The 15,043-nt window shown below is 34.2% G+C and carries 16 protein-coding genes; 10 read left to right on the top strand and 6 right to left on the bottom strand.

Annotated elements, in window-relative coordinates; genetic code table 11:
* The first annotated feature begins 4 nt into the window (after nt 1-4).
* Nucleotides 5-1,363, top strand: coding sequence for an undecaprenyl-phosphate glucose phosphotransferase (locus tag EJA19_RS01105; RefSeq protein WP_125466497.1), 1,359 nt, complete (start codon nt 5-7; stop codon nt 1,361-1,363).
* Here the strand turns inward: EJA19_RS01105 and EJA19_RS01100 are convergent.
* Genes EJA19_RS01100 through EJA19_RS01090 form a run of 3 tightly spaced genes read right to left on the bottom strand, consistent with a single transcriptional unit; the run spans nt 1,360 to nt 4,945 of the window.
* The gene (locus EJA19_RS01100; RefSeq protein WP_125466496.1) at nt 1,360-2,523 is read right to left on the bottom strand and encodes a glycosyltransferase family 4 protein; all 1,164 of its coding nucleotides are present in this window, start codon (nt 2,521-2,523) and stop codon (nt 1,360-1,362) included. The genes EJA19_RS01105 and EJA19_RS01100 overlap by 4 nt on opposite strands.
* A complete protein-coding gene (gene wecB / locus EJA19_RS01095; RefSeq protein ID WP_125466495.1) occupies nt 2,523-3,617 on the bottom strand; it encodes a non-hydrolyzing UDP-N-acetylglucosamine 2-epimerase in 1,095 nt (364 codons plus the stop codon). The genes EJA19_RS01100 and wecB overlap by 1 nt, the downstream gene beginning before the upstream one ends.
* A gap of 5 nt (nt 3,618-3,622) precedes the next feature.
* Nucleotides 3,623-4,945 (bottom strand): AMP-binding protein, encoded by a 1,323-nt coding sequence (locus tag EJA19_RS01090; RefSeq protein WP_125466494.1) that lies wholly within the window; start codon nt 4,943-4,945, stop codon nt 3,623-3,625.
* A 55-nt stretch (nt 4,946-5,000) separates the two neighbouring features.
* Between EJA19_RS01090 and purD the strand changes: the two genes are divergently transcribed.
* Complete coding sequence (gene purD, locus EJA19_RS01085) at nt 5,001-6,272, top strand: phosphoribosylamine--glycine ligase (protein ID WP_125466493.1); 1,272 nt, start codon at nt 5,001-5,003, stop codon at nt 6,270-6,272.
* Here purD and EJA19_RS01080 read toward each other — a convergent pair.
* Nucleotides 6,267-6,494 carry a DUF6341 family protein gene (locus tag EJA19_RS01080; protein WP_125466492.1) on the bottom strand — a complete coding sequence of 76 codons (228 nt, stop codon included), beginning with the start codon at nt 6,492-6,494 and terminating at the stop codon, nt 6,267-6,269. The genes purD and EJA19_RS01080 overlap by 6 nt on opposite strands.
* A gap of 79 nt (nt 6,495-6,573) precedes the next feature.
* On the opposite strand from EJA19_RS01080, the gene EJA19_RS01075 reads away from it, so the two are divergent.
* Nucleotides 6,574-7,500, top strand: coding sequence for a DUF6427 family protein (locus EJA19_RS01075; RefSeq protein WP_125466491.1), 927 nt, complete (start codon nt 6,574-6,576; stop codon nt 7,498-7,500).
* Here the strand turns inward: EJA19_RS01075 and upp are convergent.
* Entirely contained in the window at nt 7,489-8,148 is a 660-nt protein-coding gene (upp, locus tag EJA19_RS01070; RefSeq protein ID WP_125466490.1) for a uracil phosphoribosyltransferase, read from the bottom strand. The genes EJA19_RS01075 and upp overlap by 12 nt on opposite strands.
* A 103-nt stretch (nt 8,149-8,251) precedes the next feature.
* Here upp and EJA19_RS01065 point away from each other — a divergent pair, with 103 nt between their 5' ends.
* From EJA19_RS01065 to EJA19_RS01055, 3 genes are all read left to right on the top strand, one after another.
* Nucleotides 8,252-8,860, top strand: a complete 609-nt coding sequence (locus EJA19_RS01065) for a DUF4254 domain-containing protein (RefSeq protein ID WP_125466489.1) — start codon at nt 8,252-8,254, stop codon at nt 8,858-8,860.
* Between the two features lie 81 nt (nt 8,861-8,941).
* Entirely contained in the window at nt 8,942-9,931 is a 990-nt protein-coding gene (locus EJA19_RS01060; RefSeq protein WP_125466488.1) for a glycosyltransferase family 9 protein, read from the top strand.
* Between the two features lie 166 nt (nt 9,932-10,097).
* Nucleotides 10,098-10,385 carry a GIY-YIG nuclease family protein gene (locus EJA19_RS01055; protein ID WP_125466487.1) on the top strand — a complete coding sequence of 96 codons (288 nt, stop codon included), beginning with the start codon at nt 10,098-10,100 and terminating at the stop codon, nt 10,383-10,385.
* A 155-nt stretch (nt 10,386-10,540) separates the two neighbouring features.
* Here EJA19_RS01055 and EJA19_RS01050 read toward each other — a convergent pair whose 3' ends face one another.
* A complete protein-coding gene (locus tag EJA19_RS01050; RefSeq protein ID WP_125466486.1) occupies nt 10,541-11,596 on the bottom strand; it encodes a ferredoxin--NADP reductase in 1,056 nt (351 codons plus the stop codon).
* Nucleotides 11,597-11,705: 109 nt separating this feature from the next.
* Here EJA19_RS01050 and EJA19_RS01045 point away from each other — a divergent pair, with 109 nt between their 5' ends.
* The 4 genes from EJA19_RS01045 to EJA19_RS01030 are packed head-to-tail and all read left to right on the top strand — an operon-like array spanning nt 11,706 to nt 15,021.
* Nucleotides 11,706-12,041 carry a PadR family transcriptional regulator gene (locus EJA19_RS01045; RefSeq protein WP_125466485.1) on the top strand — a complete coding sequence of 112 codons (336 nt, stop codon included), beginning with the start codon at nt 11,706-11,708 and terminating at the stop codon, nt 12,039-12,041.
* 43 nt (nt 12,042-12,084) lie between these two features.
* The gene (locus tag EJA19_RS01040; RefSeq protein WP_125466484.1) at nt 12,085-12,774 is read left to right on the top strand and encodes a hypothetical protein; all 690 of its coding nucleotides are present in this window, start codon (nt 12,085-12,087) and stop codon (nt 12,772-12,774) included.
* Between the two features lie 46 nt (nt 12,775-12,820).
* Nucleotides 12,821-14,302: a DUF5687 family protein gene (locus tag EJA19_RS01035; RefSeq protein WP_125466483.1), complete on the top strand. Its 1,482-nt coding sequence runs from the start codon at nt 12,821-12,823 to the stop codon at nt 14,300-14,302.
* Between the two features lie 11 nt (nt 14,303-14,313).
* On the top strand, nt 14,314-15,021 hold the full coding sequence (locus tag EJA19_RS01030; RefSeq protein ID WP_125466482.1) for an ABC transporter ATP-binding protein: 708 nt from the start codon (nt 14,314-14,316) through the stop codon (nt 15,019-15,021).
* Nucleotides 15,022-15,043 lie beyond the last annotated feature (22 nt).

The raw sequence follows: 15,043 nt of genomic DNA, 5'->3' as shown, positions 1-15,043 counted from the left end.
TTGTATGCCAGGATTAAAACACGGAAGATACTCCGGATACATAAGACCCATATCATATTTAATAGATTTAAGTATTATTAATGGCTTAGGTGTTTTTTACTTTTTTAAGTATATAGATCCTTTATTGTTTATAACATTTTTTACTTTAGCCTGGCTTGTACTTTCTTTTCCCTCTAAATTTTATGAGGTTTATCGTTACACAAGAGAAGTTACTATACTTTCATTAATTATTAGGCAGTTGGTGCTGTTTACGCTAATTGTGTTTGCTTTTTCTGGGTTATTTACCGATTTAGATATTAAACCCAATAGGGTTTTTAAATATGTTTTTACGGCGTTTTTTTTAATTGCTGGATTTAAGTTTGCATTATATTATCTACTTCAAAAATACCGAACAGCATTTGGCGGTAATTACAGGCGGACCGTAATTTTTGGTGAGAATAAAAAAACACGTGCTCTTGAAGATTTTTTTAATAAAAATCCAGAATATGGTTATATTTATAAAAAGACATTTAGCTTTAGTGATAAAAAACATGTCGATTTAGATGCTTATTTTAAGTATATTAAAGAGGAAGATATTGATGAAATTTACTGCGCTATTTCAGAATTATCAAACTCACAAATAAGCGACGTTGTTGACTTTGCAGATAACAATTTAAAAATACTTAAATTTTTACCTGATAATAAAGAGATTTACTCTAAAAAACTTAAGTATGAATATTACGATTATATTCCAATATTGTCTTTAAGGAATATACCACTAGAGGATTCTATTAATTTGGTTATTAAACGCAGCTTCGACATCCTGTTTTCTAGCATGGTCATTATTTTTATTTTATCCTGGTTAACACCCATAATTGCTATATTAATTAAGTTAGAATCTAAAGGCCCTGTATTTTTTAAGCAATCTCGTAATGGTTTTAATTATAAAGAGTTTGATTGTTATAAATTTCGCTCTATGATGCCTAATAAAGATGCACATCTTCAACAAGCTACAAAAGATGATATGCGGGTCACCAAGGTTGGTCGTTTTATTAGAAAAACGAGTATTGACGAACTACCACAATTTTTTAATGTATTGTTTGGCGACATGTCTGTTGTAGGACCTAGGCCTCATATGGTAAGTCATACAAATATGTATGCTAAGAAAATAGATAAATTTATGGTGCGTCATTTTGTTAAACCAGGTATTACAGGTTTAGCACAAACAAGTGGTTTTCGCGGTGAAGTAGAAACAGATAAGGACATTATTGGGCGTGTAAAGTTTGATATTTTCTACATAGAAAACTGGTCTATTTTCCTTGATTTAAAAATTATTTACAAAACCTTTATAAATGCCATTAAAGGTGAAGAAAAAGCGTATTAAAGGACTTTTGAAAGGCTTTTAAGCTGCTTTTCAAAGTCAAAATGTTTTAGAGCACGCTTCTGAATATCACTTTTCACATTTGCATCTAATTTTGATAAGGATATTGAATTAATAACATGATTCAAGTCGTTATAATTACCAGATGCTGCAATCCAGCCTAAAGCATATTTTTTAATAATAGTTTCGCCTTCACCACCCCCAAAATAAATGATAGGTAAACCAAGTCTCGCATACTCGAAAATTTTGGAGGGTACAGAACCATAAATTCTATTTAACAGTGGAATAATAGTGATGTCGTATGTTTTTAAAGCCACATGAAGCTCTTCACGAGAAACGCCGCCATGATAAAAAATAGGTAACTCTTTATGCTTTGAAATATAAGTTTTAATCTCATCTTGTTCGGCTCCCATACCGTAAATATGGAATTCAATGTTAGTATAATCTAGCTCCTTACAAAGCTTGTAAATACCTTGAGCGTGACCCAATAAGCCTGCATATACTATTCTTATTTTACCTCTCTCATTAAAAGTGGATTGTATAGGTAAAGGTTTAAAATCGGGGTAATTTCTATATAAAAAGGTTTCCTTTTTGGGGTGAATAGATGTTATATGCGATAAAATCTCATCGCTTTGACCTAAAACTAAATGAGCTTTTTTGTAATTATAGTGTTCAATTTTTTCTAAAACTTTGTAACTAAAATTCTTTTTAAAAGTTCCTAGTTCTAAGCCAGCTATAGGCCATAAATCACTCACATTTAATATAAGCTTATGGTTACTTTTTCTTAAAAACAACATACAAGTAAAAGCTACTAAAAGTGGTGGCGATTGGACAATAATTTTATACGGAAGTTTATTAAAAAGGAAAAACCAAACGAGACTAAAGCTATAAGAAAGCATAGCTATAAGACGTTTTATTTTATTTTTTGAATTACTAGCATATATCCAAAGTCTATGAATAGTGATATTATTTTCTATAGAAGTGTGTTTAAACTGTCCTTTAAATGGTTTAAACACTTTGCCAGTAGGATAGTTAGGTAATGGTGTGATTACTGTAACATTATAACCTTGTTTTGTTAACCCATGAGCCATATGAGCCATACGGTTTGATGCTGCACCTGTTTCTGGTGGGAAATAACTGGTTATAATACAGATGGTTTTCATTATAAATCGAAGATTTCAACAAGATAATTACTAATACGTTTAGCTGCATGACCATCCCATAATTCGGGGATTTGTCCTTGTTTCCATGAGGCATTAAGCAGAAGGCTTAATGCCCTTTCAATTTTTTCCATATCGTTACCTACCAAAATATTTGTACCTATCTCACAAGTTTCTGGTCGTTCTGTATTTTCACGTAATGTAATGCAGGGTATGTTCATAACTGTAGTTTCTTCTGTGATACCCCCAGAATCTGTTAAAACACCCAAAGCATGTTTAACTAAAAAATTAAATTCTAAATATCCTAGTGGGCTAACATAGTGAAGGTTTGAGTACTTTAGATTAAGCCCTTCTAATATGTTTTTCGTTCTAGGGTGTACAGGGAAAATTATTGGATAATCTTTAGCTATTGTTGCTATTTTGTGAATTAATGATTTAAGCTGCTGCTCTTCATCGACATTGCTTGGCCTATGCAATGTCATAACTAAATATTTTCCTTTTTTAAGAGATAAATCTTGCCATATTTGAGGTTGTTTTAAGTGTACTTCGTGTTTTCTTAAGGTGTCTATCATAACATTACCTACATAGAAAATCTGATTTTCACGAACACCTTGTTTTAATAAGTTATTGTTGGCGTGTTGAGATGTCGTAAAAAAGTAATCGGTTAAACTATCGGTTACAATTCTATTAATTTCTTCGGGCATTTTCATATCACCAGAGCGAATTCCTGCTTCAACATGAGCAACTTTAATTCCTGCTTTTTTAGCCACAATAGTACAGGCCATGGTAGAGGTAACGTCGCCAACAACCATAACTAAATCGCAAGGATTGTCATGTAATTCATTTTCAAAGCCAATCATTATATTGGCAGTTTGTTCGGCCTGTGTCCCGCTTTTCACACCAAGATTTTTATCTGGAAAAGGAATGTTTAACTCTTCGAAAAATGTATCGCTAAGGTTTTTGTCATAATGTTGACCAGTATGTATTAAACGAAAGTTTATGTTAAAACCCTCAAGATGCTTTTGTTTTATAGCCTCGATAATAGGGGCAATTTTCATAAAATTTGGTCGTGCTCCAGCAACTATAGTAATGTTCATGATGTTTATAAATTAGATTCAATAATTTGAGGTTTCCCAGATTTGGTTGGAGCAATATAAGGGACTTTTTCAAAATAGATATTTAAACATTGTTGGGTTAATGTGTTTAGTTTTGTTTTAATCTCCTCTAAACAGGTGTCTTTAAAATTAGGCTCTGCGATATATTGAATTGTAATCGATTCTAAATTATTTTGAATAACCTTATACTGTTTAATCTCTTGATAATATTCTAAAACTCCTGTAAAACTATGCACATTAAGGGTAATGTTTTTGGTCGTTTTTATAATATCGGTTTCCCGTCCGACAACTTTTTGTAATAATGGATAGTTTAATTTTCGGTGTTTTGGATAATGTTCTTTAGGCAACTTAATGGCTAAATCCCCAAGCTTGTATCGTATTAATGGCATTGCTTTATTGGTTAGGCAAGTCACTAAAACATGTCCCATGTCACCATCTTTTACAGGATTTCCGTTATCATCAACAATTTCTAAAACTACATGAGGCGACATAATGTAATAATACTCCAAATCGTATTTACAGGCCATAAGTAAACCTTCGGCACAACCATATGTATCCACTATAGTTGTTGAGTTTCCAAAAGCTTGCTTAATATTGGTTGTATAATGATGAAATAATTTATCACCAAAACAGACAATCCCTAAAACATGAGGCTTCGATTTTAAATGATTTTTAGTCAATGCCAATTGATTAATAACAGAAGGATAACCCGCAATATAAACGCCCTTTTTTTTGCTAATGTTTTTTAGGATGTGTTTCAAATCTGTTTCAGAAACCCCAAAAGCTTTATTGTAATAACAGCGATAAAAAAAGTCTTTTAATTTCTTAAGCAATGAGCGTTTTTGTGAAATACCAAACTGCAGTAAATAATCTCCAAAATCATAACCACTCCATTGCCACCAATGCGTTTGTAAAGCTCGTAAATAAAAGGTATGTTCTTTTGTCATATAAGTAAACGATTGCACACCTGTACTTCCGCTACTATGATGTTTATCTAACGATGTAATATTAAAATCACTTGAAACCAAATCGTTTTTATGACTCCTTAAAATATCTTTTGTTAAAATAGGAAAGTCTGCAAGCGAGGAATACGATAATGATTTATAATAAGGCACCGTTTGCGTGGCGTGGTTTAAAATGTCGCGAAGATTTTTCTCTTGAATGCCTTTTAAATCCTCCTCAGACATACTGTCGTAAACACGCCATTGCTTTAAAAACTTAAGATAATGACCACCATAAAACACATTGCCAATAGGCAAAATCATGTGTTTAAGGAGCAATTTGTAAATAGTCATCGTATCTTTTTTCAAATCTAATTATTTTTTAAGCGTAAAAGCAATTATTTTTGCGGCAAACAACACAACTATGACAATTCTTATTTTAGGTTCTGGAGGAAGAGAACACACCTTTGCTTGGAAAACAGCCCAAAGCTCAAAATGTACTAAGCTTTATGTCGCACCAGGAAATTCGGGTACTGCTGCAATTGCAGAAAATGTAAACATTGGTGTAACCGATTTTCCAGCCATAAAGCAACTGGTTCTCGATAAGAACATCGACATGGTTGTTGTTGGCCCAGAAGATCCTTTGGTGCAAGGTATTCACGATATATTTTTAAATGATAATGCGCTAAAACACGTTGCTGTAATTGGGCCACAAAAAGCCGCTGCAGAATTAGAAGGAAGTAAGGAATTTGCAAAAGAATTTATGAGTCGTCATAATATACCAACGGCGGCATACCAAAGTTTTAATAAGGAGACTGTAGAAGAAGGCTATCAATTTTTAGAAACCTTAAACCCTCCTTACGTGTTAAAGGCTGATGGATTAGCCGCAGGGAAAGGTGTTTTAATTATAAACGACTTGGAAGACGCCAAAACCGAACTTAAAAATATGCTTGTTGATGCGAAGTTTGGAAACGCAAGTTCTAAAGTTGTTATAGAAGAGTTTTTGGATGGTATAGAGTTGAGCTGTTTTGTGCTAACCGATGGGAAAAACTATAAAATATTGCCCACAGCCAAAGATTACAAACGTATTGGAGAGGGCGACACAGGCCTAAATACTGGTGGAATGGGAGCCATTTCTCCAGTGCCATTTGCAACTAAAGACTTTCTTAATAAAATTGAAGAACGTATAGTAAAACCAACAGTTTTAGGGCTTCAGAAAGATAATTTACCGTATAAAGGGTTTATTTTTATTGGTTTGATAAAAGTTGGAGACGATCCAAAAGTTATTGAATATAATGTAAGAATGGGCGACCCTGAAACCGAAGTAGTTCTACCAAGACTAAAAAATGATATTCTAGACATTTTTCAAGCCATTGCAAATCAAACATTAAATACTATTGACATTGATATTGATGAGCGTGCTGCTACAACCGTTATGACAGTTTCTGGCGGATACCCAGAGGCTTACGAAAAAGGCAAAGAAATTACAGGATTGGAAAATGTTAAAGACTCCATACCATTTCACGCTGGAGCCATAGTAAAAGATGGCAAAATTATCACTTCAGGTGGGCGCGTTTTAGCAATGACAAGCTATGGGAAAACTTACGAAGAAGCACTAAAAAAATCTTATCAAAATATAGAAAAACTACATTTTGATAAGATGTATTATCGTAAAGATATTGGTTTCGACTTATAAGTATTTATGCGCTGTAATACTTTTATTTTCCTCGTTGTTGTCGTTGAACTTTTTCAACTGACCCATCCAATAAATAAAAGCTACAAAACCAATTAGCATAAAAAACCAGTTAAGGCCATTTGCTGCAAACCAATTGTCAAGTTCAAGTGCTCTTAAAGCGTCAAGTGGTGCAAATAATACATTTACAAAAAGGTCTTGAATGGCATAGAAAAAATCTTTCATTGTATATAATTTAAGGTGCTCTTTACGAGCGTAAAAGGTTTATCAATATATTTACAGAGCAAATATACGAACAATATCAATGATTTCAAGTTTTTTTAGCAAAGCAAAACCTATTCACTTTTTGGTTGTTAGTCTAATGCTATTAGCAGCTTTTGTATGGGCAAAAACAACGTTAGTTACGATTGAGCTAAATACCGTTTCAATTTTAAAACAAATTGGGTTGTTTGGGGTGTGTTTGTTTTCGGTATTTGTGTTCGATTTTGTAACTGGAAAAAACAACCTTACCAAGAAAAACAGCTATCGTATTCTGTTTTTTACGTTGTTTTTAATAATGATTCCACAATCATTTTTAAACTCTAAAATTCTTATAGCAAATCTTTTTGTGTTACTTGCCATGCGACGTATTATAAGCCTGCGATCTAAAAAAGAGTTAAAGAAAAAGCTCTTTGATGCCGCGTTTTGGATAGGATTGGCAACCTTACTTTATTTCTGGTCTTGCTTGTTTTTTGTGTTGATTTTTGCTGCACTGTTACTTTTTAAAATTGTAGATGTAAAAAACTGGATAATTCCTTTTTTAGGGATCTTAACTGTCGTCATTATTGCGGTGTGTATTCAAATTGTTTTAGGAAATGATTTAAACACCTATTTCAAACAGTTTAATTACAGCATAAGTCTTGACTTTACTAACCTAAACTCTAGGCAAATTATTATTTCAACAACCATTATTTTATCCTATTTTGTTTGGTCGTTATTCTATTACCTAAAAAATTTAAAAGCAAAATCTAAAAGCTACAAACCGTCTTATGTATTAGTGTTAATTGCTGTATTAATTGCTGCGGGAATTTTAGTGATTGCACCCGAAAAGTCTGGAGCTGAATTCATTTTTTTGTTTGCACCATTATCCATTATTTTAACAAATTACATTGAAATAGCTTCAGAAAAATGGTTTAAAGAAGTTCTTCTTTGGATATTAATTTTAACACCTTTTGCTAGTTTAGTGCTGTAATTTTTGCCCAAAAGCTAAATCGCCAGCATCACCTAAACCTGGAACGATATAGCCTTTTTCATTTAATGCTTCATCAACTGTGGCAATCCATAAATGAGTATTGGCATCAAAATGTTTTGAAACAAAATTAACTCCTTCTTGAGCGCCAATTACGCTAACCAAATGAATGTTTTTTGGTGTTCCAAAAGGTTTTAAAGCCTCGAAAGTAGAAACCATAGATTGTCCTGTTGCTAGCATGGGATCGGCTAGAATCAAGGTTTTGTTGTTCAAGTCTGGACATGCCAAATACTCGACAATAATTTCAAAACTTTCAGGGTTGTCTTTATGATGTCTGTAAGCCGAAATAAACGCATTTTCAGCACGATCAAAATAATTTAGTAATCCATTATGAAGGGGTACGCCAGCACGCAAAATGGAACACAACACAATATCATCACTAATAAGATGAGACTTTGCAGTGCCCAACGGTGTCGTGATTTTCTTTGGCGAAAAGTTAAGAGACTTGCTTAATTCATATCCCAAAATTTCTCCAGTACGTTCTATATTTCGGCGAAAACGCATCGCATCTTTTTGGATGTTTACATCGCGCATTTCAGTAATAAATGTGTTTAAAACGGAATTAGTATCAGCAAGGTTGTGTAGGTGCATATGTAATATGTTTATTTCGTAAACAGTTTTGTTAGATTCAAATCTCGATTATCGAGTAAAGTTAAGAAATACACCTATATTTGTACTTCAAAATTAAAAAGATATGTTTTCAGACAAAGCAAATCGCATCTTTCAAGAAGCGATAAATACGTACAAAATTAAAAATACTGTAGAGCAACCTTTTAATAACACTTACGATAAAAATGAGGATTTAATTGCTCATTTATTATACAGAAAATGTTGGATAGACACGGTACAGTGGGCTTACGAAGATATTATTAGAGATCCCAATATCGACCCAGTTGATGCCTTAGCACTAAAACGAAAAATTGATGCTTCTAATCAAGATAGAACAGATACAGTAGAGTTTATTGATAGTTATTTTTTAGATAAATATAAAGACGTTACCGTAAAGCCAGATGCTAAAATAAATTCCGAAAGCCCAGCTTGGGCCATAGATAGATTATCTATTTTAGCCTTGAAAATTTATCATATGAATGTAGAGGCAACTCGTGAAGATGCTTCTCAAGACCACCGAGACGCTTGCCAGAAAAAATTAGACGTGTTGCTTGAACAACGCGTAGATTTATCGACAGCTATCGACGATTTGCTTAACGATATTGCCAATGGCGATAAGTATATGAAAGTGTACAAACAAATGAAAATGTACAACGATGACGAGCTTAACCCTGTGCTTCGCGCTAGAAAGTAAAAACGTCCTGCGGAAGTAAGGACTCTCTTTAAGGAATAGATGTTAAAGCCCAGTCACATACTCGTCATCCGTCTCTCAGCAATGGGCGATGTAGCGATGACAGTTCCTGTGTTGAAGGCTTTTGCAAAACAATATCCCAATATAAAAGTAACCGTGCTTACGCGCGGTTTTTTTGCGCCTTTTTTTGAAGACATTCCTAATGTTACGGTTTATATTGCTGATTTAAAAGGGAAACATAAAGGTGTTTTAGGTCTTTGGAAACTATCCAAAGTACTTAAAACCCTACAAATTGACGCCATTGCAGATTTGCATAATGTCTTACGATCAAAAATCTTAAAAACGTTTCTATTCGGAATAAAAACCATTCAAATAGATAAAGGTCGCGCCGAGAAGAAAGCCTTGGTTTTAGGGGAAAATTTTCAGCAACTTAAAACAACCCATCAACGGTATGCCGATGTATTTAAAAACTTAGGGTTTCCTGTTAATTTATCAAATCCAGAATTTCCAGAGCGTGGGCAACTTTCTGAAGCTTCTAAGAAATTGCTCGGACAAGATCATTTACAATGGATTGGTGTGGCACCTTTTGCGGCTCATGAGAGTAAAATGTATCCGCTGGAAATGATGCAACAAGTGGTTAAAGCACTTTCAAAAACATATAAAGTCATTCTTTTTGGTAGCCAAGCCGAAGCCGAAATTTTAGAGTCTTGGTGCGATGATAAAAATATAGTTAATCTTGCCGGGCGATTGCTATTTAAAGAAGAATTAGATGTGATTTCTAATCTTGATGTCATGTTGTCTATGGATTCGGGTAACGCGCATTTAGCAGCTATGTTTGGTATAAAAACGGTTACCATTTGGGGTGTGACGCATCCGTATGCTGGTTTTGCACCATTTAACCAACCAAATGATTATTGTTTGCTAGCCGATAGAAAACAATACCCAAAAATACCAACCTCGGTTTATGGTAATAAATTCCCGGAGGGTTATGAAAATGCAGCAGGAAGTATTCCAGTTGAAAGGGTTGTAGATAAAATACAGTCCGTTATTACGGGTAGTAAAGCGACGACGTAATTCCAATAATAGAAGAAACACAGACTGTTACGTCATTTCATTCCTTGCTGTGTGATTAGTATGTCATTACGAGCGCAGCGAAGTAATCTCAATTAATTAATTTCAAAATGAGATTGCTTCACTCATACCTCGTTCGCAATGACGAGTAAAATACGTATTTTTAACTGTGCAAAAATCATATGTATATTTCTTAACGAACAAAAACAATACTGTTTTATACATTGGTGTAACATCCAATTTGTTAAAACGGGTTTATGAGCACAAAGCCAAAATAAGATATAAATACAATTGCGATAAGTTGGTTTATTATGAAGAGTTTAGTGATATTAACCAAGCTATAGCAAGAGAAAAACAATTGAAAGCGGGGAATAGAAATCGTAAAGAGGAATTAATAAAAAGCGAAAATCCAGAATGGAACGATTTGTCTGATGGCTGGTTGTTCTATTTTGATTAACGTCATTACGAGCGTAGCGAAGTAATCTTATTAATGTAATATACAGATTGCTTCAGCAATAATACCATTAAGAGCATAGTGACAAAGTCATCTCAACAATTTTTCGTTTTCGGTTTCAGTGTCTCTTTTTAAGAGATTCCTGCTTTTCAGGAATTCTATATATCATCATAATCTACGATAATCTTAGGTGTTTTTGGGTGTGATTGACAGGTTAGTACCAAGCCTTCGGCAACCTCATTATCGGTTAAAATATTGTTCTGGCGCATCTCGACTTCACCTTCTTTAAGTCGTGCCAAACAGCTACTACAAATGCCGCCTTGACAAGAATATGGTGCATCGAGATCTTCGGCTAATGCTGCTTCCAAAACCGATTTTTTGTTGTCCATTACAAAGGTGGTTTCTTCATCATCTAAAATAACGGTGACTTGAGTTTGTCCTTCAGGAATATCGGTTCCGTTAGAAGGCTCTGGAGTTGAGGCTTGGAACAGTTCAAATTTAATTTTGTCCTTGGCAACACCACTTTCTATTAGGACGTCGCTTACTGTGGTAATCATGCCTTCTGGACCACATAAATAGTAGGCGTCAACGTCGACGTCTTTTAAATGTTGTTTTATACTAAAATTGATAGAGCTTTTTTCAATACGTCCAAAAAGAGCGTTGTCTTCTTGCGTTTGACTAAACACTAATTGTAAAGAAAAACGCTCGCTATATTGCGATTGTAATGCGATTAATTCTTGCAAGAAAATAGCCTCTTCGGGGGTTTTGTTGCCATAAACCAGAACAGCTTTGCTATTAGGCTCTTCAGTTAAAAGGGTTTTTATAATACCAATAACAGGTGTAATGCCGCTACCAGCAGCAAATGTCATGATAGTTCTGTTAGCCGAAGCATTAGGCTCAAACGTAAAACGACCATTTGGTGGTGCAACATCTAGCGTATCGCCTTCTTGTAATTGTGTATTGGCATATTGCGAAAACGTCCCATTTTCAACGGCTTTTACAGCTACTTTAAGGTCGCCACTTTGCGGTGTTGAACAAATGGAATAATCACGACGGATTTCTTCCCCATTTAATATGGTTTTCAAGGTAATGTATTGTCCCGCTTTAAATTGAAATTCAGATTTTAAATGATCAGGAACTTCAAAAGCAATACTTACTGCTTTAGAAGTTTCTCTAATAATATGTTTTATAGTGAGTTTATGAAACGTTGCCATATAATTAATTTTTGGCAAAAATAAGGAAGCATTGACTTATACCGTTGAAATTAAGAAAAAAATAATACCTAAGTATTTTATACATAAGAATTTTAGGTATATTTGTGTTATGTCAAATTCAAAATTGTATAAAGGTAGTTTAACGACCATTATTTTAAGGCTTTTATCGGAGCACCCGAAAATGTATGGTTACGAAATCACCCAAAAAGTAAAGGAACTTACCGATGGTGAATTAAAAATTACTGAAGGCGCCCTATATCCAGCCTTGCATAAATTGGAAGCCGACGGTTTGCTAGACGTTGAGGTGCGACGTGTGGATAATAGATTGCGAAAATATTACAAACTCACTGAAAAAGGTACTAAGGAAACCGCAAGCAAGCTTAATGAATTGGAGCGTTATATCGAAACGATGCAAGTGTTGTTGAACCCAAAATGGACGACTTAAGAAGCCACATCATTTATTACAAAAACAAATACCAAAACGTATCGTGACCATTACCGAGCAACATATCGAACAGTTATACAAATTCACTAGGCAACACTATGTGGAATATTACGATTTACAAACCGAATTGGTAGACCATATGGCAAACGATATTGAAGCCATTTGGGATGAAAATCCGCATATAAGTTTTGAAGAAGCCCGGGATAAAGCCTTTAAGAAATTTGGCGTATTTGGTTTTATGGATGTGGTGGAAGCCCGAGAAAAAGCCATGCACAAAAAGTATTTTAAGCTGCTATTAAGCTATGCAAAAGATTGGTTTAGGTTACCGCAAGTTTTGTTGACCATCAGCTTGTTGCTTGGGTTTTATACGCTATTTAGAACAGAGCTAGGCGGGATTATTTTGGGAGTTTCCTTTATAGTATTCTTTGTTTTTTACCTTGTAGTTGGTGTTCATTTTGCTCTTAAGAGAAAACGCGATAAAAAAGAAAACAAAAAAGTATGGTTGTTTGAACAAATTATATTTTCGAATGTCATTTGGTGGGGAACTATTTATGCACCACAACTAATCAATATTTCAAAAGCTTTTGATACTTTAAGCTATTCTATGATTTGGTCGGCATTATATGCTATTTTAATCACTTTGGCTATTATTTACATTTATATTACAGCAATAATCATCCCTAAAAACGCACAAATACACTTAAAAGAAACTTATCCAGAGTACAATATGTAACAAATCATTACAAATGTGTACTAATGCAATAAACCATCCTTAAAAAATGACATTAAAGCACTTTCTCAACCTCGAATGGAAACAATATTTTAGGTCATCGTATTGGCAAAAAAGTATGGCGCTCAATATTCTTTTGGTATTTTTTGCTCTGTATTTTGTTGTGATGTTTTTGGCTTTGGGTGTGGCCTTATATCCTTTGTTGAAAGATCAGTTTCCAGATCAAGACCCACTAATTATTGTAAATAGCTATCTGTTTTACTGGATTATTGCCGATGTGTTGATGCGGTTTTTCTTTCAGAAGTTGCCCGTAATGAGTGTAAAACCTTTGCTAACCTTACCTGTAAAACGTAGCAAGGTGGTTAACTATGTCTTGGGGAAATCGGCGTTGTCATTTTTTAACTTCTTACCAATGTTTGCAATTATTCCGTTTGGTGTGATGTTGCTTATTAACGATTACCCAACGGTTTCGGTATTGGTTTGGATACTCACCTTATTGTGTATTACGCTTATTATTAATTTTCTGAATTTTATTCTGGAAAGCTTTTCGTCTGAAACCGAATTATCCTTTCTTCCCGTTATCGTATTGGCTGGCGGATTGTTTGCCTTGAATTACTTCAATATTATTTCGTTTACCGATTTAGTGTCAAGCGGGATAAATGGTATTTACAACAATCCCTTATTAATTGGCATTCCAATTTTGGTATTAATTGGGTTGTATATAATGAATTTTAAAATGCTTCGCCAAAAACTGTTCTTGGATAGTTCTTTAAAATCGAATGTAAAAGAAGTTAATTCTTCCAATCTGGAATGGACCAGAAAGTTTGGTGATTCAGCTCCGTTTATGCAATTGGATTTACGATTAATTTGGCGTAACAAACGCCCACGTTCATCAGTGTTTATTTTAGTTATTGGGTTGTTGTATGGCTTGTTTTTTTACCCCAATCCTATTTACGCCGATAAACCTTTTATGTATGGTTTTGTAGGCATTTTTGTCACGGGTATTTTCCTTATCAATTTTGGGCAATTTGTGCCCGCTTGGGATAGCGGATATTACAAAATGTTGATGAGCCAAAACATTCAGTACAAACAATATTTAAAGTCAAAATTCAACTTAATGGCCTTTAGTGTAGTCGTAATGTTTGTGTTGAGTATTCCTTATGTGTATTTTGGTTGGAATATTCTTTTAGCACATTTAGCAGCAGCTATTTACAACATTGGTATTAACACACACGTGATATTATGGGGCGGCTCTTTTAACAGAAAGAAAATAGACCTTAATCAACGTGCGGCATTTAATTATCAAGGAACAGGGGCTGTGCAATGGCTAATTGGTATTCCGCTTATGGTAGTTCCGTTAGCTATTTTTGGCGTGGTGTCTTGGTTGGCTAATTTTGAAATGGCATGTTTAGCTTTGGCTTTAATAGGGGTTGTAGGTATTGTATTTCACCAAAAATTAATGAAAACTATAGTCGGTAAATATCTGGCTTCAAAATATAAAATGATTGACGCTTTTAGTCAAGATTCTTAAAATGTAAACTTATGATTGCAACTTCTAATCTTTCAAAAACCTACGGTAGCAAAACCGTATTAAATATAGAACACTTAGATATTCCAAAAGGCCAAAGTTTTGGTTTGGTGGGCAACAATGGTGCTGGAAAAACCACGTATTTTAGCTTGTTGTTGGATTTAATAAAACCTACAACAGGTTACGTAAAAAACAGCAATATAAAAGTTAACGAAAGCGAAGACTGGAAACCGTTTACATCTGCTTTTATCGATGAAAGCTTTTTAATAGGGTATCTTACTCCAGAAGAGTATTTCTACTTTATTGGCGAGTTACGAGGACAAAACAAAGCCGATGTCGATACCTTTTTAACACAGTTTGAAGAACTCTTCAACGGTGAAATTTTAAATCAGAAAAAATATTTACGCGATTTAAGTAAAGGAAATCAAAAGAAAGCAGGTATTGTAGCGGCATTAATAGGAAATCCAGAAGTAGTGATTTTGGACGAACCCTTTGCCAATCTCGATCCTACAACGCAAATTCGTTTAAAAGGTCTTATAAAAGATTTGGCTGAAACTAAAGGTGTAACTGTGCTTGTTTCCAGTCACGATTTAATGCACGTTACCGAAGTTTGCGAACGTATTGTAGTCTTGGAAAAAGGCGAAGTTATTAAAGATATTACTACTAGTGAAGCTACTTTGAAAGAATTGGAAGCGCATTTCTCTGGTTCGGAAGTGGTTTAAAAACCGCCCTTTTTTTAGCTTA

This window comes from Mangrovimonas spongiae, from assembly GCF_003944795.1.
Taxonomy (GTDB): Bacteria; Bacteroidota; Bacteroidia; order Flavobacteriales; family Flavobacteriaceae; genus Mangrovimonas; species Mangrovimonas spongiae.
The sequence above is the reverse complement of the archived record's forward strand: the minus strand, read 5'-3'. Positions and strand labels throughout refer to the sequence as shown.